Annotated in this window: 18 protein-coding genes; 9 read left to right on the forward strand and 9 right to left on the reverse strand. The window is 70.4% G+C overall.

The window, feature by feature from the left end:
- Positions 1-4 precede the first annotated feature (4 nt).
- Positions 5-1,762, forward strand: coding sequence for an FAD-binding dehydrogenase (locus QP119_RS04670; protein WP_284773984.1), 1,758 nt, complete (start codon positions 5-7; stop codon positions 1,760-1,762).
- A 128-nt stretch (positions 1,763-1,890) separates the two neighbouring features.
- Here the strand turns inward: QP119_RS04670 and QP119_RS04675 are convergent, their stop codons facing one another.
- Both QP119_RS04675 and QP119_RS04680 read right to left on the reverse strand, forming a co-directional pair.
- Complete coding sequence (locus QP119_RS04675; RefSeq protein ID WP_284773987.1) at positions 1,891-2,673, reverse strand: ABC transporter ATP-binding protein; 783 nt, start codon at positions 2,671-2,673, stop codon at positions 1,891-1,893.
- 49 nt (positions 2,674-2,722) lie between these two features.
- Positions 2,723-3,754 (reverse strand): FtsX-like permease family protein, encoded by a 1,032-nt coding sequence (locus QP119_RS04680; RefSeq protein ID WP_284773989.1) that lies wholly within the window; start codon positions 3,752-3,754, stop codon positions 2,723-2,725.
- Between the two features lie 133 nt (positions 3,755-3,887).
- On the opposite strand from QP119_RS04680, the gene QP119_RS04685 reads away from it, so the two are divergent.
- The 4 genes from QP119_RS04685 (at position 3,888) to QP119_RS04700 (ending at position 7,609) form a co-directional block, all read left to right on the forward strand.
- The gene (locus QP119_RS04685; protein ID WP_284773991.1) at positions 3,888-5,435 is read left to right on the forward strand and encodes a sensor histidine kinase; all 1,548 of its coding nucleotides are present in this window, start codon (positions 3,888-3,890) and stop codon (positions 5,433-5,435) included.
- 270 nt (positions 5,436-5,705) lie between these two features.
- Positions 5,706-6,479 carry a response regulator transcription factor gene (locus QP119_RS04690; RefSeq protein ID WP_284773993.1) on the forward strand — a complete coding sequence of 258 codons (774 nt, stop codon included), beginning with the start codon at positions 5,706-5,708 and terminating at the stop codon, positions 6,477-6,479.
- Positions 6,480-6,581: 102 nt separating this feature from the next.
- Positions 6,582-7,160 carry a Panacea domain-containing protein gene (locus QP119_RS04695; protein WP_284773995.1) on the forward strand — a complete coding sequence of 193 codons (579 nt, stop codon included), beginning with the start codon at positions 6,582-6,584 and terminating at the stop codon, positions 7,158-7,160.
- On the forward strand, positions 7,157-7,609 hold the full coding sequence (locus tag QP119_RS04700; protein WP_284773996.1) for a type II toxin-antitoxin system death-on-curing family toxin: 453 nt from the start codon (positions 7,157-7,159) through the stop codon (positions 7,607-7,609). Before QP119_RS04695 ends, QP119_RS04700 begins: the two co-directional genes overlap by 4 nt.
- A 9-nt stretch (positions 7,610-7,618) precedes the next feature.
- On the opposite strand, the gene QP119_RS04705 is transcribed toward QP119_RS04700, so the two are convergent.
- Complete coding sequence (locus tag QP119_RS04705) at positions 7,619-8,839, reverse strand: acyl-CoA dehydrogenase family protein (RefSeq protein ID WP_284773998.1); 1,221 nt, start codon at positions 8,837-8,839, stop codon at positions 7,619-7,621.
- Between the two features lie 130 nt (positions 8,840-8,969).
- Positions 8,970-9,869 (reverse strand): LysR substrate-binding domain-containing protein, encoded by a 900-nt coding sequence (locus tag QP119_RS04710; RefSeq protein ID WP_284774000.1) that lies wholly within the window; start codon positions 9,867-9,869, stop codon positions 8,970-8,972.
- A 272-nt stretch (positions 9,870-10,141) separates the two neighbouring features.
- Between QP119_RS04710 and QP119_RS04715 the strand changes: the two genes are divergently transcribed.
- From QP119_RS04715 to QP119_RS04725, 3 genes are read left to right on the forward strand one after another with little or no spacing between them, the layout of a single operon-like run.
- Positions 10,142-11,356 (forward strand): CaiB/BaiF CoA transferase family protein, encoded by a 1,215-nt coding sequence (locus QP119_RS04715; protein ID WP_284774002.1) that lies wholly within the window; start codon positions 10,142-10,144, stop codon positions 11,354-11,356.
- 6 nt (positions 11,357-11,362) lie between these two features.
- Positions 11,363-12,712, forward strand: coding sequence for a TRAP transporter large permease subunit (locus tag QP119_RS04720; protein WP_284774003.1), 1,350 nt, complete (start codon positions 11,363-11,365; stop codon positions 12,710-12,712).
- 46 nt (positions 12,713-12,758) lie between these two features.
- Positions 12,759-13,034: a hypothetical protein gene (locus tag QP119_RS04725; protein WP_284774004.1), complete on the forward strand. Its 276-nt coding sequence runs from the start codon at positions 12,759-12,761 to the stop codon at positions 13,032-13,034.
- Between the two features lie 118 nt (positions 13,035-13,152).
- Here QP119_RS04725 and QP119_RS04730 read toward each other — a convergent pair whose 3' ends face one another.
- The 3 genes from QP119_RS04730 to QP119_RS04740 all read right to left on the reverse strand — a co-directional run bounded on the left by QP119_RS04730 (position 13,153) and on the right by QP119_RS04740 (position 15,894).
- The gene (locus QP119_RS04730; protein WP_336620408.1) at positions 13,153-13,803 is read right to left on the reverse strand and encodes an ImmA/IrrE family metallo-endopeptidase; all 651 of its coding nucleotides are present in this window, start codon (positions 13,801-13,803) and stop codon (positions 13,153-13,155) included.
- A 19-nt stretch (positions 13,804-13,822) separates the two neighbouring features.
- Positions 13,823-14,272, reverse strand: coding sequence for a hypothetical protein (locus tag QP119_RS04735; protein WP_284774005.1), 450 nt, complete (start codon positions 14,270-14,272; stop codon positions 13,823-13,825).
- Between the two features lie 242 nt (positions 14,273-14,514).
- On the reverse strand, positions 14,515-15,894 hold the full coding sequence (locus tag QP119_RS04740) for a hypothetical protein (RefSeq protein WP_284774006.1): 1,380 nt from the start codon (positions 15,892-15,894) through the stop codon (positions 14,515-14,517).
- Between the two features lie 234 nt (positions 15,895-16,128).
- On the opposite strand from QP119_RS04740, the gene QP119_RS04745 reads away from it, so the two are divergent.
- Positions 16,129-17,367, forward strand: coding sequence for an acyl-CoA dehydrogenase family protein (locus tag QP119_RS04745; protein ID WP_284774007.1), 1,239 nt, complete (start codon positions 16,129-16,131; stop codon positions 17,365-17,367).
- 85 nt (positions 17,368-17,452) lie between these two features.
- On the opposite strand, the gene QP119_RS04750 is transcribed toward QP119_RS04745, so the two are convergent.
- Positions 17,453-17,914: a hypothetical protein gene (locus QP119_RS04750; RefSeq protein WP_336620409.1), complete on the reverse strand. Its 462-nt coding sequence runs from the start codon at positions 17,912-17,914 to the stop codon at positions 17,453-17,455.
- 202 nt (positions 17,915-18,116) lie between these two features.
- Positions 18,117-18,998, reverse strand: coding sequence for an FAD-dependent oxidoreductase (locus QP119_RS04755; RefSeq protein ID WP_284774009.1), 882 nt, complete (start codon positions 18,996-18,998; stop codon positions 18,117-18,119).
- Positions 18,999-19,079 lie beyond the last annotated feature (81 nt).

Consider the following 19,079-nt stretch of genomic DNA (forward strand, 5'->3'; position numbering starts at 1 on the left):
TGCCATGACGGACAAAACTTCCTCCGCAAAAGCCTCCGCGGACGCCGGGTTCGACCACGACCCGGCCTGCGACTTCGCGCCGGACGTCATCGTCGTCGGCGCGGGCCTGGCCGGCATGGTCGCCGCCTTTGAGGCGCAGAAGGCCGGCGCGCGGGTGCTCGTCGTCGACCAGGAGAACGCCGCCAACCGCGGCGGCCAGGCGTTCTGGTCGCTCGGCGGGCTGTTCCTCATCGACACCCCCGAGCAGCGCCGCCTGGGCATCCACGACTCCCTCGAGCTGGCCCGCCACGACTGGTTCGGCTCGGCCGGCTTCGACCGCGCCGAGGACCACTGGCCGCGCCGCTGGGCCGAGGCCTACCTCGAGTTCGCCCACCATAAGAAGCGCGCTTACCTGCGCGAGCTGGGGCTGCGCACCATCCCGATGGCCGGCTGGGCCGAACGCGGCGACGGCACCGCCGACGGCCACGGCAACTCCGTGCCCCGCTTCCACGTCACCTGGGGCACCGGCCCGGAGGTCGTGCGCGTCTTCGACGAGCCGCTGCGTGCCGCCGAACAGCAGGGCACCGTGCGCTTCGAGCACCGCCGCCGCGTCGACCAGGTCATCGTCGAGGGCGGGCAGGTCGCCGGGGTGCGCGGGGCGAAGCTCATCGAGTGCGACGAGCTCGAGCGCGGGGTGGCCAGCCCGCGTGAGGAGGTGGGCACTTTCGAGTACCGCGCCCCGGCGGTGCTCATCGCCACCGGAGGCGTCGGCGGCAACCTGGAGGCGGTGCGCCGCTGCTGGCCCGAGGACCGGCTGGGGCCGATGCCGGCGGACGACCAGATGGTCGTCGGCGTGCCCGCCCACGTCGACGGACGCGGCATCGAGATCGCCGAGGCCGCCGGCGCGCACCTGGTCAACCGCGACCGGATGTGGCACTACACCGAGGGCATGATGAACTGGGACCCGATCTGGCCGGGCCACGGCATCCGCATCATCCCGGGGCCCAGCGCGATGTGGTTCGACGCCGAGGGCGAGCGGCTGCCCGTGCCGCTGATCCCGGGCGCGGACACCGTGAAAACCATGACGCACATCCTGGCCACCGGGCACACCTACTCGTGGTTCGTGCTGGACAAGACCATCGTGGGCAAGGAGTTCCTCTTCTCCGGCTCGGAGCAGAACCCGGACCTGACCGACAAGGACCTGCGCAAGCTGGTGGGCAAGCTGACCTCCGGGGTGGCCGAGCCGATCCGGAAGTTCATGGACAACGGCGAGGACTGGGTGGTCGCCGACACCCTCGAGGAGCTGGTGGCCGGCATGAACGCCACCGCGCGTGAGGCCGACCCGCAGGCCCCGGAGCTCGACGTGGAGCGGCTGCGCGCCCAGATCGAGGCGCGCGACACCCAGATGGCCAACAACTTCGCCAAGGACTACCAGGCCAACGTGGTCAACGCGACGCGGCGCTACCTGGGCGACAAGTTCGCCCGCACCGCCGCCCCGCACCGGCTGCTCGACCCCGAGCACGGCCCACTGATCGCGGTGCGGCTGCGGCTACTGACCCGCAAGACGCTCGGCGGGATCGAGACCGACCTCGAGGGCCGCGCGCTGACGCTCGGCGGCGAGCCGCTGCCGGGTCTCTACGCGGCCGGTGAGGCCAGCGGCTTCGGCGGCGGGGGCATGCACGGCAACAACGCCCTGGAGGGGACGTTCCTGGGCGGGTGCATCTTCTCCGGGCTGACGGCCGGGCGCGCGATGGCGGAGGCCGCGCGGGAGGCGCGCGGGTAAGGCCTCTGGGCCTAGGGCCCTGGGCCGGCGCCCGGCTGGGACCCGGCACGGCGAAGGCGCCCGGCTGGGGCCCGGCTGGGTCCCGGAACGGCGAAGGCGCCCGGTTGGGGCCGGGCGCCTTTTGTCTTCTAGGCCGCGGCGGTGGCCGGGTCGATGGCGCGCAGGGTGCCGTCGCGCATCTCGACGGCGACGTCGGCGTAGTCGAGCAGCGAGCGGTCGTGGGTGACCAGGACCGTGGCGGTGCCCAACTCATCGGTCACGCTGCGCAGCAGCCCCGCGATCTCGTGGGAGAGCTCGCGGTCCAGCGCGCTGGTCGGCTCGTCGGCGAGCAGCACCGAGGGCCTGTTCATCAGCGCGCGGGCGATGTTGACGCGCTGGCGCTGGCCGCCGGAGAGCTGGTGGACGCGGCGGTCGCCCATGCCGACCAGGCCGACGGTCTCGAGCAGCTCGTCGGCGCGCCCGCGGTCCAGGGCGTTGCCGCGCAGGTGGTCGGCGATGAGCAGCTGGTCGCGCACCTTGAGCGAGGCCAGGAGGTTCGGGTTCTGGAAGACCACGCCCTCGCGCTCGCGGCGCACGCGGGCCCGCTCGTTCTCGTCGACGGCGGCCAGGTCCACGGCGTCGGCCTCGGCGGAGGCGGTGGCGGCGGCGCCGGCCTTCGCACCCGCACCGGCACCCGTTCCCCCGGCACGGCCGCGCACCAGCACCTCGCCGGCACTCGGCACGACCAGCCCGGCGGCCACGGAGAGCAGCGTGGACTTGCCGGAGCCGGACTCGCCGACCACGGCGGTCAGCGTGCCGGGCACGGCGGAGAAGTCGATGCCGTCCAGGGCGGTGACGGTCTGGTCGCCGTCGGGGTAGGTCACGGTCACGGAGCGCAGGTCCAGGGCCGGGGTGGTGTTCTTGTGGTTCATGGTGGTTCTCTTCAACGTCCTTTTGTGTCCGGTTGTTCTCAGATGCAGGTCACGCGTTGAGCGCCAGCTGCGGGTCGACGCGGGCGACGCGGCGGGTGGCCACCACGGCGCCGATCAGGCCGAGCACCACCACACCGACGACCGGGCCGGCGACGGTGGCCAGCGTCAGCGCGAAGGGCACGGCGCCCGCGGCCAGGGCGCCCAGGCCCCAGCCGACCAGGCCGCCGCCGACGGCACCGGCGAGCACCACAGCACCGGCCTGGGCCAGCGCGTCGCGCAGCACGTAGCCGCGGGAGGCGCCCAGGGCGCGCAGCACGGCGATGTCGCGGGTGCGCTGGATGGTCCACACGCTCAGGAAGGCGACGATGACCAGCGCGGAGATGCCGTAGAGCAGGGCCTGCATGGTCACCAGCGAGCCGCGCTCGGAGCGGTAGGCGGCCAGGCCGTCGTAGGAGTCGCGCAGGGAAACGGCGGTGGAACCGGTCTGGTGGGCGACCTTGTCCGCGACGTCGTCGGACGGGGCGTCGGCAAGCAGGACCGTCGGCTCGTCGCTGTGGGTGACCTCGCGCCAGGTGGTCATGTCGGTCCACACGACCGGCAGGTGCGAGTAGTACTCGGTGGGCACGGTGCCGGTCACGGCGACGTCCTGGCCGCCGAGGACCAACTCGCCGGAGTCGAGCTCGTCGGGGATCAGCGCGCCGGAGTCCGGCACGGTGCCGCCGGGAACCTCGGTGCCGGCGGGCAGGCCGAAGACGGCGACGGCCGTGGCCTGGCCGGACACGTCGGCACGCGTCTGGCCGGCGCCGAGCGGGGTGACGTCGGTGACCTCGCGCCAGGCGCGCTCGGTGGACTCGTCGACGTGGGATTCGGCGAAGTCGACCTTGGGCTCCTCGCCGGCCGGGGCGCCGGCGAAGACGACGCGCTCGGGCTCGAGGGCGTCGAGCGCGGAGGTGTTGCGCTGGGAGAGCCCGCCGGTCAGCCCGGTGAGCATGACGAGGAGCAGCGTGACCAGCGCGATCACGGTGCCGATGAGGGCGAAGCGACCGCGGGCGTGTGCGATGTCGCGCAGTGCGAGAAACATTGTCGGGTCCTTTCTTCGATGTACTCTCATCCTCCGTCCAAGCCTGTGACCTGCACATCGGCCGCGGACCTCACTTTCCGGTCAACCGGTCGGTTGATCCGTCACCGACGCCGGGGCGGCTAGGTTGGGCGCCATGGCCCCCTCGATTTCCGACGCCGCGCCTTCCGCACCGCCGGCGCCCGCCGCGCCGTCGGGCGCGGGTGCGGCGCCCGACGCCCCATCCGCGGCGGGTGCGGCGCCCGACGCCCCGTCCGCGGCGGGTGCACCGCTGGCCCGGCTGCTCACCGCGATGCGCGTCGGCGTGCACGTCCTCTTCGCCCTGCTGCTCGCGCTCGCCGCGGTGCTGAGCTGGCGGGGCGCGCGGTATCTCGAGCAACAGGCGCCGGGCGGCGGGTGGACGGGAAACCCCGACCATCCGTTCCTGGGCGCGGCCTCGGCGTTCTTCCCCCACGACGCCACACCGCTGCGCTGCCTCGTGCTGGCGCTGACCGCCGCGCTGGCGGTCTGTTACCTGGTGGGCACCACCTGGGACCACCGCCTGGCGATGGGGCGGACCACCCGCGGGCCCGGTGCGCTGCGCGGCTGGTGGCTGGCGGTGGTGCTGCTCCTGTGGTTTGCGTTGCTGATGCTCAGCACGGACTTCCTCTGGCTGCTCTTCCCGCTGGTCTTCGTGATCATGCACGTCGCCGGCGACGGTGTGCCCGGCATGGCCGTGGTGGCGGCGACCTTGGTGGTGGGCGTGACGGTGCCCGCGCTCGGGCTGCCGGTGATCTCCGAGGCGGACGGCTGGAACGTCGGCGGGCTGATCGGCCCGACCCTCGGCGTGGCCTTCGCCGTGGCGGTGCGCCACGTCTACCGCGCGCTCGTCGAGGAGCTGGAACGCCAGCGCGAGATCGCCCGGCAGCTGGCGCTGACCCGCGCCCGGGCGCTGGCCGCCGAGAACGAGGCCGGGCGGCTCGCCGAGCGCGAACGCATCTCCCGCGAGATCCACGACACCCTCGCCCAGGGCTTCAACTCGGTGGTGCTCTTCTCCCGGGCCGCCGGCAAGGCGCTGGACAGCGGCGACACGCGCACGGCCGCCGAGCGGCTCGGGGTGATCGGCGAGGTCGCCGCCGAGAACCTCGCCGAGGCGCGCCGACTGGTCGCCGCCGGACGCTCGGGAGCGCGGGGCGGGCGCTCGGGGGCGGTGGATGCCGCGGCCGATCCAGTGGGTTCGGCTGACGGCGCGGATGCTGCCGGTGGGTCGGGGTCGGGTGCCGCCGGTGGGTCGGCCGCCGGGAACGCGGTGGCCGCCGGACCGGACCTGCGCACCCGGCTCGAGGAGCTGGCCGCGGCGACCACGCGGCGCTTCGGGCTGCCCGTCGAGGTCGTCGTCGACCCGCCCGGCGAGGTCACCGGCCCGGCCGCCGAGGTGCTCGAGCGGGTCACCCGCGAGTCGTTGACTAACGCGGTGCGCCACTCCGGTGCCGACCGGGCCCGCGTGACGCTGGGCGTCTGGGAGCACGAGGCGACCCTCGACATCCACGACGACGGCCACGGCTTCGACCCGGACGCGGTGCCCGAGGGCCACTTCGGGCTTGCAGGCCTTCGCGACCGCGCGGCCGAGGCAGGCGGGTCGCTGGCGATCGACTCCTCGGACCGCGGCACGACGGTCACCGCCCGGATCCCGCTGGCGCGGTGAGGCGGGGCGGAGCGGGGTGCCGAGCCTGGCGGGGTGCGGAGCCTTGGCAGGGTGCGGAGCCTGGCGGGGTGCCGCGGTCCGCAGGGCGGGGCCACAGGCCGATCCCACCTGCCCCTCCAGGCCCATCAGTACCCTGTCCGGTGCACCCGGGCCGGGCGCACCTGCAAAATGTGTCACTCCAGCTTTGGACCCCGGCGTTTCCCCAGGTCGGATGAGACTGCAAATTCTGCAATGACACAATTTCCCGGTGCCTCATATCCTGGGGGCACGATGACACCTCCCGCCCAGCACCCGTCCCCCGCCACCGAGCACACCGAGCGCACCGCCGGCACCGCTGACACCACCGACACCCCCGGCACCGGACCGACCGTCCGCGTGGTGCTCGTCGACGACCACCCGGTCGTGCGCGCGGGCCTGCACGCGATCCTGGAGTCCTTCCCCGAGATCACCGTCGTCGCCGAGGGTGCCAGCGGCGAGGACGCACTGCGCCTGACCGGCGCCGACGGGGCGGGAAGCGCCGACGGGTCCGACGGGGCGGGAAGCGCCGACGGGTCCGACGGGACGCCGAAAAGCGTGGACGTGGTGGTCATGGATATCCAGATGCCGGGAATCGGCGGCATCGAGGCGATCCGGCGGCTGCGCGCGGCGGGCGGGCCGCCGGTGCTGGTGCTGACCACCTACGACACGGAGGCCGACATCGTCGCCGCCGTGGCCGCGGGCGCGCTGGGCTACCTGCTCAAGGACGCCCCCGAGGAGGAGCTGCACCGGGCGGTGCTGGCGACCGCACAGGGCCGGCGCACGCTCTCCCCCGAGGTCGCGGCGGCCCTGGCGGAGCGGCTCTCGAGCCCGCAGGAGGCGCTCTCGGCACGCGAGATCGAGATCCTCGACGCACTGCAGACCGGGGCGTCCAACCAGGAGCTGGCCGACCAGCTGTTCATCTCGCTGGCGACCGTCAAGACGCACCTGCTGCACATCTACCAGAAGCTCGGGGTGGACAACCGGACCGCGGCGATCACGACGGCGCGGGCGCGGCGGCTGATCTAGCGGCGCGACGCCATCCTCCGAGGGCACGCGCCCGTACCATGGTTTTTGAGGGATAACCCGGATACAGTGACCGGGTAATTCAACACCGCGAGAGGAGGAATCATGACACGCATCGTCGACGTCGCCCAGTACATCGTCGAGCGCCAGCCCGACGTCGACCGCATGAAGCTGCAGAAGCTTTGCTTCTACTCCCAGGCCTGGCACCTCGCCTGGGCGGGAGGACGCCTTTTCGAGGAGGACATGCAGGGTTGGACGTACGGCCCTGTCGCGCCTCGGCTCTGGAAGGCCGTGAAACTGGCCGAGAACGATGCACGGTCCTCCTCCGCTCCCGTCGAGAGCATCCGAGGCGGTGATTCCTCGCGACTCTCCGAGTACGAGCGCGCGGTCATCGAGGCCGTGGTGGCTCACTACGGCGATCTGAAGGGGACGGTCCTCTCCGACAAGAGCCACAGCACTCGCACGTGGCGGGAGAGCCGCGCGGGCCTGACGAGGACGGACCGCGGGAACGTCCCGCTCAGTCTGAAGACGCTGAGGGCGGAGGCCGTGGCGTCCTCCATGACCGGCGAGTCGCCGACCCCTCCCGCGATATTTCCCCCCGTCAGCGCGGATGGACTCGCCGCTGCGGTCGACCGCGTGGAACGCCGGAACTGGGACACGCTCCGGGCGCTGGCTGACCTGTGAACGACGATTCCTATTGCGACGAGACCAAACGCCAGGTCGAGGCGCTGAAGGACGCGGCCCGCACCGCCAACCGGCGGTGCGGGGCACGCATCGATCCCGTGCACGGCCCCGAGCACTATCGCGGGTACGGAGTGGACGAAAAGGCCCTCGACTCCGCGATCTCGGCCGCGTTCCAGACAATATTCGGCGAACCGGCCTTCCCGACCGTGTTCGAGCGCGCGGCGGCTCTCATCGCGTATCTCGCGAGAAGGCACGCATTCGACGACGGAAACAAGCGCACATCCCTCAGCGTCGCGCTGGCCTACCTTGAGAGCCGGGGCGTGGTCGTGACCGCACCGAAGCAGGCGATGATCGACCTGATTCAGGAGATCGTCGGATCGAAGGCGGCCCCACGCCAGGAAGACATCAAGCGGGTGGCCAAGCTCCTGCTGGAATGGTCCAGTCTCTGATTCAACCCCTCACGCGAACGCGGCGATCCCCGTCAGCTTCCGGCCGAGGATGAGCGTGTGCACCTCGTCGGTGCCCTCGTAGGTGCGCACGGACTCGAGGTTGACCGCGTGCCGCAGCGGCGAGTGCTCGGTGGTGATGCCGTTGCCGCCGAAGACGGTGCGCGCCTCGCGGGCGATCTCGATGGCGGTGCGGCAGTTGGCCAGCTTGGCGGCGGAGATCATGTGCGGCTCGAGCGTCCCGGCGTCCTTGGCCCGGCCCAGCCGCAGGGCGAGCAGCTGGCCCTGGTTGAGCGCGACGGTCATGTCCACCAGCTTCTTCTGCGTCAGCTGGAAGCCGGCCAACGGGGTGTCGAACTGCCGGCGGCTACCGGCGTAGTCCAGCGCGGCCTCGATGGAGTCGCGCGCAGCGCCCATCGCGCCCCAGGCGATGCCGTAACGGGCCTCGTTGAGGCAGAGGAACGGCCCGCGCATGCCGGGGTTTTCCGGCAGGATCGCCTCGGCGTCGAGCTCCACGCCGCGCAGCTCGATGTCGCACTGCAGCGAGGCGCGCATGGACAGCTTCGACTCGATGGGCGTGGCGGTGAAGCCGGCCGCGTCGGTCGGCACGATGAACCCGCGCACCTGCTCGTCCACGCCCTCCCTGAGGCGGGACTCGTCGAGCACCCCGGCGGCGCGCGCGGAGTCGTTGTCCACCTTCGCCCAGATGATCGCCACATCCGCGATCGAGGCCAGCCCGATCCAGCGCTTGGCGCCGTCGAGGATCCAGCGCCCGCCGTCGAAGCGGGCGCGGGTGGTCATCCCGGCCGGGTCGGAACCGGCCTCGGGCTCGGTCAGGCCGAAGCAGCCGATGAGCTCGCCGGCGGCCATGCCAGGCAGCCACTTCTCCTTCTGCTCCTCCGAGCCGTGCTTGGAGATCGCGCTCATCGCCAGCGAGCCCTGCACGGAGATCACCGTGCGCAGGCCGGAGTCGCCGGCCTCCATCTCCTGCATGGCGATGCCGTACTCGACGGCGCTGCGCCCGGGGCAGCCGTGGCCTTTGAGGTGCATGCCGAACAGGCCGAGCCCGGCCATCTCGGGGATCAGCTCGACGGGCAGGTGGGCGGCGTCGAACCAGGCGCCGATGTCGGGGCGCACGCGCCGGTCGACGAAGTCGGCGATGCGGTCGCGCACCTCCAGTTCCTCGGCGCTGAACTCGGATTCGATGTCCATCAGGTCGGTCACGCTCGGCATGTCGTTCTCCCTCTCGGCTGCGCCCTCGGCGGGGCGGTCGGTGTCAGGTAGGTGGCTGCCATCTTGGCGGTCCCGTGCGCGTTGCGTGATGGTTTTGCTTAACGACGTCCCGGCTGTTGCGGCGGCGGTATCAATTCGGCGTGGGCGTCGCGTAGAGCTCGCGGGCCAGGTCGACGAAGACCTTCAGCGCCTGGCTGCGGTTGTCGCGGCGCCACACGAGGCGCAGGTCGAGGGTGGGCCGGCCGGGCAGGCGGGAGAAGGAGACCCCGTGGGCGGTGAGGTTCTCGCGGATGGAGTCGAGGGTCAGTGCCACGCCCATGCCGGCGCCGACGAAGAGGAACTGCGTCATCGAGTCGGGGGCGACCTGGCCGACCTGGGCGGTGAAGCCGGCGGCGCGGGCCTGGTAGTTCAGGCGGTTCTGCAGGCCGGCGGACAGCCCGCCGGGCAGCACGATCCAGTTCTCGGCGGCCAGCTCGGAGAAGTCGATGTCGTCCTGGCCGGCGAGCCGGTGGTCGTCGGGGAGTGCGACGAGGAGCTCCTCGCGGGCGACGACTATCGACTCGATCTCGTTGGGCCAGGTGTCCCAGCGGCCGAACGTGGCGTCGAGGGTGCCTGCGGTGACCTGGCCGATGCCCTCGGGCGAGAGGCAGCCGGAATGCAGGTTGAGCTCGATGCCGGGGTGGGTGCGGGCCAGCTCGCGGGCGAGGGTGCCCACCCCACGCTGGAAGGAGGTGCCGGAGAAGCCGACGGCGATGCGCCCGGTGCGCCCGGAGGCGGCGTCACGCACGGCCTGCTCGGCGCGGCGGGCGGCGGCGACGAGCTCGCGGGCGGGCTCGACGAGGGCGGAGCCGGCGGGGGTGAGGGCGACGTGCCGGGTGGAGCGGGCGAAGAGTTCGGCGCCGAGGTTGGTCTCGAGCTGCTTGATCATGCGGGACAGGGGCGGCTGCGCCATGTGCAGGCGCTTGGCGGCGTGGCCGAAGTGCAGTTCGTCGGCGAGGACGAGGAAGGCCTGTGCCTCACGGACCTCCACGGCGGGCTCCTTCCGGTCGCGGGTCTTGTCGGTCGCGGGTCTTGTCGGTCGCGGGTGGATCGCGGCCAAGGGGCGGATCGCGCTCGCGGGTGGATTGATACCGAATGCGAGACCAACTTATCCGACTGTATGCCGTACGTCACCTTTTGCATACATTTAGGGTCCACCTCACTGCGTTAGGTGCCGGAAACGGTTCCGGTACCCGCGCCGGTTCCTCAGAGCCCGACGCGCCTGAGGAATGACCCCGACGCCCCCTACAACGAGGAGAGACGATGACCCGACCGCCGCAGGACACCAGAGCCGAGGACGACGAGGCCGCGCCGAGCGGGCCGCTGGCCGGCGTGGTCGTCGCCGACTTCTCCCGGGTTCTCGCCGGGCCGTACGCCACGATGCTGCTGGCGGACCTGGGCGCGACCGTCGTCAAGGTCGAGTCGCCTGGTGGTGACGACACCCGCGAGTGGCGCCCGCCGGTGCGCGACGGGGTGAGCACCTACTACCTGAGCGTCAACCGCAACAAGCGCTCCATCGCGCTGAACCTCAAGGACCCGGAGGACCTCGCCACGGCGCACCGGCTGGTGGGCGCGGCGGACGTGTTCATCGAGAACTTCAAGCCCGGCGGGCTGGCCAAGTTCGGCCTGGACCCGGAGTCGGTGGCCGAGCGGTGGCCGCGGCTGGTGCACGCCTCGATCACCGGTTTCGGCACCGCCGGCGGGGCGAATCTTCCCGGCTACGACATGCTGGTGCAGGCGACCAGCGGGCTGATGACGATCACCGGTGCGGCCGACGGCCCGCCGCAGAAGGCGGGCGTGGCGATCTTCGACGTGATCACCGGCCTGCACGCCGCGGTGGGGATCCTCGCGGCGCTGCGCGAGCGGGAGGCCTCCGGGAAGGGCCAGCACATCGCGCTGAACCTGCAGTCCTCGGCGCTCTCGGGCCTGGTCAACGCGGCCGGGGCGGTGGTCGCCGGCGGGGTGGAGCCGCGCCGGCTGGGCAACATCCACCCCTCGCTGTTCCCCTACGGGCCGTTCGCCGCGGCCGACCGCGAGGTGGTGATCGCCTGCGGCAACGACGCGCAGTTCGGCAGGCTCGTCGCCGCGCTCGGGGCACCGGGGCTGGCGGCCGACGAGCGGTTCGCCACGATGGAGCAGCGCAACGCCCACCGCGGGGACCTGCAGGAGCTTCTCGAGGAGCGGCTGGCCGCCGGCACCGCCGACGAGTGGACGCAGCGGCTGCGCGAGGTCGGCGTGCCGGCGGCGCCGATCATGAGCATCGGCGAGGGTGTGGCCTTCGCCGAGGAGCTCGGCCTCAACCCGGTGGTCGACGCCTGCGGGGTGCCCACGGTCGCCGACCCGATGGGTTTCTCGCGAACGCCGGTCGACTACCGGCTGGCCCCGCCCGCGGTCGACGAACACCGCGCGGAGATCCTCGCGTGGTTGGCGGAACGCGAGTCGTCGACGGCGGCCGATACCCCGGAGACAGGGAGGTGATCTCCGATGGGCATCGTCGCTCTCATCGTCCTGATCGGCGCGACCGTCGTCGTCAATGTCATTCTCAAGCGTGACATCGCCGAGGCCTTGTTCGTGGGGTTGGTCGGCACCTGCCTCGTCGGTGGACTCCAGGCGCCGCAACTGCTCTGGTACGGGGTGACCTCGGCACTCGCCTCTGAGGTCACCTTCGCAGCCATGGCCTTCGTGTTCATGGGGATCATCGTGCAGTCGACCGGCCTGATCGACCGGCTCATCACGATCCTCGACTCCATCTTCGGGCGACTGCGCGGCGGCGCCGGCTACGTTTCGACGGTCGGTGCCGCGATGATCGGCCTGATCGCCGGAAACGGGGCTGGCAACGCCGCGACCGTCGGCACCGTCACAATCCCGTGGATGAAGGAGACCGGCTGGAGCTCGAACCGCTCCGCGACCATCATCGCGGGCAACGCCGGACTGGGCATCGCACTGCCGCCGAACTCCACGATGTTCATCCTGCTCGCGATGCCCGCGGCGGCGGGCGCCTCGCCCTCGAGCGTCTACGTCGCCCTCGCCTGCGCGGGCGGCTACGCGGTCCTCTACCGACTGTTCGTCATCGGGATGTGGACACGCAAAGACGGCGTGCCGCGCACCCCTCACGAGAAGATGGTCCCCTTCCCCACGGCGCTGCGGCGAGGATGGACCTCACCGTTCATCTTCCTCGGGATCATCATCCCGGTGATCCTCACCGTGGGCCCGCTGGCCAAGTGGTTCACCGAGAGCACGCCCATCGGCGAGGAGGGACTCGGCTCGATCTCGATCATCGTGTGGGTGCCCATCCTGATCACGATCATCGCCCTGATCGAGGGGCGCCACCGGATCCGCCAGAACAACGAGCACTTCCGGGTCCAGCTGGCCAAGGACGCCGGCCAGTTCGCGACGGTGGGCATCTCGCTCTTCGCCGCGCTCGCAGCGGCGAACGTCATGCAGAAGCTTGGGCTCAGCGAGCAGCTCGAGGGCTGGCTGGACACGTTGAGCCTGCCGAAGATGGTGCTGCTGGGGCTCATCATCGTCATCGTCGTGATCGTGGCGACCCCGCTGTCCTCCACCGCGACGGCCGCCTCGGTCGGCGCCCCTGCGCTCGCCGCACTGGTCTCGGTGGGAATCGACCCGACGGTCGCGATCATCGTGCTGCTGCTGTGCACGTCCACGGAGGGCGCGTCCCCGCCCATCGGTGCGCCCATCTACCTCGCGGCGGCCATGGCCAAGGCGGATCCGCCGAAGATGTTCCCCGCCCTGATCGCGTTCTACGTCCTACCGGTGATGCTGCTCGCCTGGGTGATCGGCATGGGCATACTCCCGCTGTGGATACCCGGCTGACCGCCCTCGAACCTGAACTCAAGATCAGAAACCAGGGAGTTGCCCCATGAACATCTTCTTCGCGATCATCCGCACGCTTTTTCTTTTCACACTTTTTTGTTTCGTAGCGGGTGGAATGTTGATCGTCGCCGTTCAGACGGCGGGCCTGATCGGCATGCAGCCCGGGTGGGTCACCGACATCTACGAGCAGTTCGGCCCGTGGGTGTTCTCGGCGTCCTCGATCTGCGCGATCCTCGCGTTCGTACTGAAGTTCCGCCCGCACCCGGAGCACCACCATCACCACAGAAACGGGGAGCACGGCACACACGAACACGAGAGCTGAGCGTCGAGAAACCCCAAAGGTCAGGCACTTACCCTGACGGGAGAGGCCGAGAACCCTCCGGAGCATCCATGATCCGGCCCCGGACAGACAATGAAGACGTTGGAGTCGATGAGGTAGGTCATGCCGCTCCCCGCCGCGCCAGTTGGGCGTCGAGACTCCCGATCTTCAGGTTTGTCAGGCTCATCGTCTCCGTGTAGCTGGTGCCGCCGGCCAGGACGTCGGAGAGGATGGCCGCCAGGGCCGTCTTGCCGACCCGGACAGGCACGGTGAGGTGGAAGTTCTCGCCACCCTGGGTCTTCGCCTGGGCGGCCTGAGCTGCCAGGGCGGCCAGACGCCGGGACTCCCGCCGGAAGACGTCTTCGACGAGATCGGCGTCGACCATCCCCGCATCCTTCACCACCAGCAGCACCAAGAGCTCGGAGCAGCAGTAGCGCCCGGCCAGACGCTGCGCGTCCTCGACGAGGCTCTCCGCCCGCACCGGCTGCCTGTGGAGGTCCTCCGGAGGCACCAGCACCTGCGCGGCGACGCTGTTGCACCACCGTTCCGGACCGGTGCCGGCACGTGCCCCCGGAACGCTGTCCGCGCTGACCCCGCTCTCCCCGCGCCAGATGTGCGCACACTCGTGGAGGAAGGAGAACACCTGGCCGGCTTTTGTGTCGGCCGTGTTGACGAAGATCAAGGGCGCGGTCTCGTCGAAGAGGCTCAGGCCGCGGAACTCGTCGACGGAGAGCTTCCGGTGAGTGTCATTGCCCACCACGGAGTTCCGCATGACCAATCCACCGAGCTCCTCAAACCGGTCGACGAGGTGGGTGAGGGCTCTGGCGGTGCCGGATCGTCGCGGCGGTCTCCTCGACGCCCCAGTCCCGCGCGGAGCCGGGGAAGTCCAGCGGTTCGGCGCCTTCCCGCTCGGCGTAGTCGATGTACCAGTCCTGGACGCGTTGACAGTGGTAGACGGTGTCGAGGAGTTCGGGACTGACATGCTCCGGTGCGCCGTGCCCGGCCCGGAAATCGGTGACCGGCAGCTCCAGGACCGGCGGTTCGTCGAGCAGCAGAAAACCGAAGGGCACATGGGTCCGCTTCGCGAGGTCCCGGACCTGCTTGACCGTGGGCTTCGCCTCGCCCTCCAGCCACGCGCGCCACTTCGGCCACGTCCGTTCGGCCGTCTCGGAGTCCAGACCGGCCCTTTCGGCGGCCCACCGCAGCACTTGGGGGTTGACGTCGGCACGAGGAGCGGCCATCCCGGTATCCCTCCCTTTCACAGTCCGCGGGGTGTCTGTCTCTCCGGACGGCGTTGCGCACCCGCCCACCGTCATCATCGCAGGATTCCGGGGCGAACGCCGCCATCTGATTAGACGGCTCGGCGCGTCTCATGGTTCCGCTGCACGGCGTCACCGCTACACAGCGACTCCGCTGCGCGAACTCCGGTACCGACACGGGACGCGGCGGACCGAGGAGCCGGCCGACTTCTAGCCCCGCAGGGTCACGGTGCCGTCGGGTGGTGGACGGTCACGCTGCCGTCCGAGTGGTGGACGGTCACGCTGCCGTCCGAGTGGTGGACGATGACCACCACGGTGCCGGCGCCGTAACCCTCCGAGCCACCGCCGGTCTCGCCGAGCTCGGAACCGTCGGAGTCACCCGGCTTGTCCGGCTCGGGCTTGTCCGGCTCGGGCTTGTCGGGCTGTTCGGGCTTGTCGGGCTGGTCGGGCTTGATGGGCTGCGCTGGCTCCAGCGGGGTCCAGGGCACCGAATGCCCGGGCTCGCCAGGTTCGGTCGTGCCCGGCTCCGAGGGCTCCGAGGGATCCGAAGGCTCAGTGGTGCCCGGCTTCTCGTCCGGTTTGTCCGAGCCGTCCTCCTCCGAGTCGCGCGGCTTCGTCGGCTTCGTCGGCCCCTCCGGCTCGTTGGGCTCGGCGGGCTCCGAGGAGGAGCCGTCCGAGCCCGGCTTCGGGGTCGTGCCTGGGTCGGCCGACTCATCGGAGTCGCCGGGCTTCGAGGGCTTCACAGGCTTGCCGGGCTCGAGGATCCCGCCCGGCACCGAGCCGTTGCCCGGGACCAGGACGAGGCCACCGGAACCGGTGTCCTCGCCACCTGGCTGCACCGGGGTCGGACGGGCGATGATCGTCGTGCCGTCGCCTCGGCCCGTGGACGGGGCGGACCCACCGTTGCCGGAACCGCCGTTACCGCCGTTGCCGCCGCCGGAGGGCACCAGAGGCGCGGGCGCCGGAACGGGCACCGGCACGGGCGCAGGTGCCGGGGCGGGCGCAAGCGCCGGAGCGGGCGCGCCGCCGCCTGCGGGACGGCTGCCACCGGCGGGACGACCGCCGTCGGCGAGGACCGAGGCGTTGCCGGAGACCCCGGTGCCCTGGCGCGCGGTGCCGGCGCCACCGGTGAGCCCCGGTGCCACGCTCGTACCGCCGGAACCGACCGAACCCGCAGAACCCGCGGACCCCGCGGACCCGGCCGAACCGCCGCCCTGCGCGATGTTGGCCTGCCCGGCCGGACGCGCCGCAGAGGTGGAGCGAGAACCGGAGGAGGAACGACGCGGGGCCTTGCCGTCGCGCTCGGCCTCCCAGTCGTCCCACATCAGGTTGAAGCAGTGACCGGTCAGCCCGACGCTGCCGTCGGCGAAGTAGGTGGTGCCCAGCTCCTCGGCGCGCCAGTCGCCGCAGCCGGAGATCTCCCCCATCGCGCCGCCCGGGCTGAGCCCCTCCGGGCTCTCGCCCAGCTTCGGCCGCTTCAGCCCGTCGCGCCCCTTCGACCCGGAGGCGTGGGAGCCGACGGAGTCACCCCCGTCTACCCCCGTGTCATCACCGCATGCGGCGAGGCTCAGGACGAGAGGTGCGCAGGCAAGCGCAGCCAACAAGCCCCGGACACTATTCATGGCCTTATTCTCTCATATGCACCCCCTGTGAACCACCTGGCAGGTGGAGATATTAGCCACGGCGCACGGGACGTAGTGCGGAAGAACTCACGGAAACAGGGGCGGACGGGACGTCGGCAATGTAGCGTGCATCACAAACGAACGGTGATTCGTATCGCCGTCGCATAACCCCGTACGCACACGGAAACCCACACACCCGTGCCCGAGGAGGCCGACATGTCCCTGCAGCCCACCCCGCACCCCGAGGCCAAGAAGCTCACCGACGCCGACTACCCCGACTTCCTGCTGCTCGACGCCGACCTGCCCGCCGACGTCATCGAGCTGCGCGACCGCATCCGCGCCTTCGGCCGCGACGTCGTCTTCGACGTGATCAACGAGTACTGGGAGCGCGCCGAGTTCCCGCCCGAGGTGGTCAAGGGCCTGGCCGAGCTCGGCATCGCCGGCGGGCAGATCTCCGGCTACGGCTGCCCGGGCCACTCCGAGCTGGCCATGGGCATCGTCGCCCGCGAGCTGGCCATGATCGACGGCTCCGTCAACACCTTCTTCGGCGTGCACTCCGGGCTCGGCATGGGTGCCATCCACACCCTCGGCGACGAGGAGCAGCGCCAGCGCTGGCTGCCGGCGATGGCGCGCTTCGAGAAGACCGGCGCGTTCGGCCTGACCGAGCCCTACCACGGCTCCGACTCGGTCTCCCTGGAGACCTCCGCACGCCGCGAGGGCGACGAGTGGGTGCTCAACGGCCACAAGCGCTGGATCGGCAACGGCCACCAGGGCGACGTGATCGTCGTCTTCGCCCGCGGCGAGGCCGACGGCCAGGTCAAGGCCTTCGTGGTGGAGAAGCGCGGGGACGGCAGCTACCCGGAGGGCTACCGGCCGACGGCGATCGAGGGGAAGTTCGGCAAGCGCGCCATCCAGCAGGCCGACATCGAGATCGAGGACCTGCGCATCGCCGAGACCAACCGCCTGCAGAACTGCAACAGCTTCAAGGACGTCAACAAGGTCCTCGGCGCCACCCGCGGCGGCGTGGCGTGGGAGGCCGCCGGGCACGGCGTTGCCGCCTTCGCCGTGGCGCGCCAGTACGCGCTGGACCGCACCCAGTTCGGCGCCCCGATCGCCGGCTACCAGCTCGTGCAGGAGAAGCTGGCCACGATGCTCGCCGGGGTCACCCAGAACGAGCTGCTGTGCCGCCGGATGATCGAGCTGATCGACCGCGGCGAGTTCACCCACGCGATGGCCTCCATGATGAAGATGCAGACCGTGCGCAACTCGCTCGAGGTCTGCCGCATCGGCCGCGACATGATGGGCGGCAACGGCGTGCTGCTGGAGAACCGCGTGGCCCGCCACCTCTCCGACATGGAGGTCGTGGCCACCTACGAGGGCACCGACTCCATGCAGGCGCTCATCCTCGGCCGCGAGATCACGGGCGTCTCCGCGTTCACGAGCGTGAAGCGGTAGCGGGGCCGGCGCCGGAGGGGCGCGGGCGCATCAATTGACGACGTCGTCGTGGTCGCCGTGTGCGGTCATGCGCGGCCACGTGCGGTCATGCGCGCCGCAGGGCGGCGCGGGCGATCAGCCCGGCCAACTCACCGGGACGGCTCCACATCGGCCAGTGTCCTGTGGGCAGGTCGATGAACTCGACGTCGCCGAGCTTCGCGACCTCGGCGAACATCGGGTGCCCCGCCTGCGCCATCTCCCGGACCTGTCGCGCGGACATCGAGCAGCACACCATCGTGGTCGGCACGTGTGCGCGGGCCTCGTTGCCCAGCTCGACGGCGGCACGCATCACTCCCGCCGGCTCGGGCACCGCCCGTTCCCGGAAGCGGTCGAGGTGCGCGGCGCTCAGCCCCTCGAGGCTGGCCTGCGCACCGAGCACGTCGAAGGCCGGCAACGGCACCTCCGTGACGGACCCGGGCAGATCGGGGGCGTAGACGCTGCCCGGCATGACGGGGCCGGAGTCGACCCACACGCCCCGGCGGATCAGTTCGGGGTGCCGGTCGATCACGGCGGTGACCAGAGCGCTTCACCAAACGCTACGACTCCGAACGCCAACGGAGACCACAGGCAAGTACCTAACAAGATCAGCACAACCCGTACAAACCGAGCAGAGAACCGTGGCGACGAGCCATTGCCCAGCAAGAACCCCGAGACTGAGCACCGATCACCACAGAGCCCAACCAGCGCCCAGCCCAAGAAACTCCCGCAAGCTAAACCGCGAACCGCGACAGCGAGAATGAATCGTCAAGCACGTCTTCCTCCAAGACGGTTCGAGCAGCACGCTTCCCCAAGCCGCACGACATTTTGAAGCCTTTGCCGGACAGACCCCCGACCACCAACACCGACCTTGAGGAATCCACCCAATCGAACAAGAAATCACGATCGGACGTATAGAGATCCGGGTAACCGGTCGCACGGACGGGATATTTGCTCACCCCCCTCATGGCCGACCCCACTATCGTCCCGGCCTCCCGTAGCTCCTCGACACTCGCTGAAGAGTCAAAATCTAGCCCTCCCGGGGCGAAGTCCACCTCCTTATGCGGAACCAGGCCCGAAATTTTAACGTGCCGCCCGTCCAGGGCAGGAGCACCGTAAACATTCAAACCCCCAATCGTCCGAGAGAACACCGGAAACGCCGCCGGGGAGAAACCGTGACTCCGTGCCTGGAACCAAGTCATCAGCACCCGACGTGGAGAAGAAAAGCCAGCTAGCTTCGGGAGGAGCGAGGCGCCCCAAGCCCCAGCTGAAACGATGACACGATCGAACATTTCTACGCGATCGCCAACTGACAACGCGACAGCTTCACCCCTGGTCGACACCCCAGAGACGGGATCGTTAACTACTTCTGCGCCATTCCTGCAGGCATCCTCTACAGCGTCGTTGACGGCTAGGTCCGTGCGGAGAAAGCCTCCCGAAGGGTCGAAAAAACCAACCTCTCCATCCCTTAAGACATGCTGCGGAAACCGGCGAGCCATTTCCGCACGGCCCAAGATTTCATAGTCCAGTCCGAATTTTTCGGCATAGTCAGAAAGCGTCCTTAGGGATCGCCCCTCAACGGGAACGATCGAAAGCGCGCCACACTCCACGAACACCTCTTGAGGTTACCCTCGTTTAGTGGACACCCAACTTGTACGGATGTTGTGTCCGTAGGAGAGGATGTTCATTGTGAGCCA

It is taken from the genome of Corynebacterium frankenforstense, assembly GCF_030211955.1.
In the GTDB taxonomy this organism is placed as follows: domain Bacteria; phylum Actinomycetota; class Actinomycetes; order Mycobacteriales; family Mycobacteriaceae; genus Corynebacterium; species Corynebacterium frankenforstense_A.

What these genes read in the sequence shown, in the direction of transcription:
- QP119_RS04690 (WP_284773993.1), top strand. Translation starts at nt 5,706, where the DNA reads ATGACACCTCCCGCCCAGCACCCGTCCCCCGCCACCGAGCACACCGAG.
- QP119_RS04730 (WP_336620408.1), bottom strand. Translation starts at nt 13,803, where the DNA reads ATGCGGAACTCCGTGGTGGGCAATGACACTCACCGGAAGCTCTCCGTC.
- QP119_RS04705 (WP_284773998.1), bottom strand. Translation starts at nt 8,839, where the DNA reads ATGCCGAGCGTGACCGACCTGATGGACATCGAATCCGAGTTCAGCGCC.
- QP119_RS04680 (WP_284773989.1), bottom strand. Translation starts at nt 3,754, where the DNA reads ATGTTTCTCGCACTGCGCGACATCGCACACGCCCGCGGTCGCTTCGCC.
- QP119_RS04685 (WP_284773991.1), top strand. Translation starts at nt 3,888, where the DNA reads ATGGCCCCCTCGATTTCCGACGCCGCGCCTTCCGCACCGCCGGCGCCC.
- QP119_RS04670 (WP_284773984.1), top strand. Translation starts at nt 5, where the DNA reads ATGACGGACAAAACTTCCTCCGCAAAAGCCTCCGCGGACGCCGGGTTC.
- QP119_RS04695 (WP_284773995.1), top strand. Translation starts at nt 6,582, where the DNA reads ATGACACGCATCGTCGACGTCGCCCAGTACATCGTCGAGCGCCAGCCC.
- QP119_RS04725 (WP_284774004.1), top strand. Translation starts at nt 12,759, where the DNA reads ATGAACATCTTCTTCGCGATCATCCGCACGCTTTTTCTTTTCACACTT.
- QP119_RS04715 (WP_284774002.1), top strand. Translation starts at nt 10,142, where the DNA reads ATGACCCGACCGCCGCAGGACACCAGAGCCGAGGACGACGAGGCCGCG.
- QP119_RS04735 (WP_284774005.1), bottom strand. Translation starts at nt 14,272, where the DNA reads ATGGCCGCTCCTCGTGCCGACGTCAACCCCCAAGTGCTGCGGTGGGCC.
- QP119_RS04745 (WP_284774007.1), top strand. Translation starts at nt 16,129, where the DNA reads ATGTCCCTGCAGCCCACCCCGCACCCCGAGGCCAAGAAGCTCACCGAC.
- QP119_RS04720 (WP_284774003.1), top strand. Translation starts at nt 11,363, where the DNA reads ATGGGCATCGTCGCTCTCATCGTCCTGATCGGCGCGACCGTCGTCGTC.
- QP119_RS04675 (WP_284773987.1), bottom strand. Translation starts at nt 2,673, where the DNA reads ATGAACCACAAGAACACCACCCCGGCCCTGGACCTGCGCTCCGTGACC.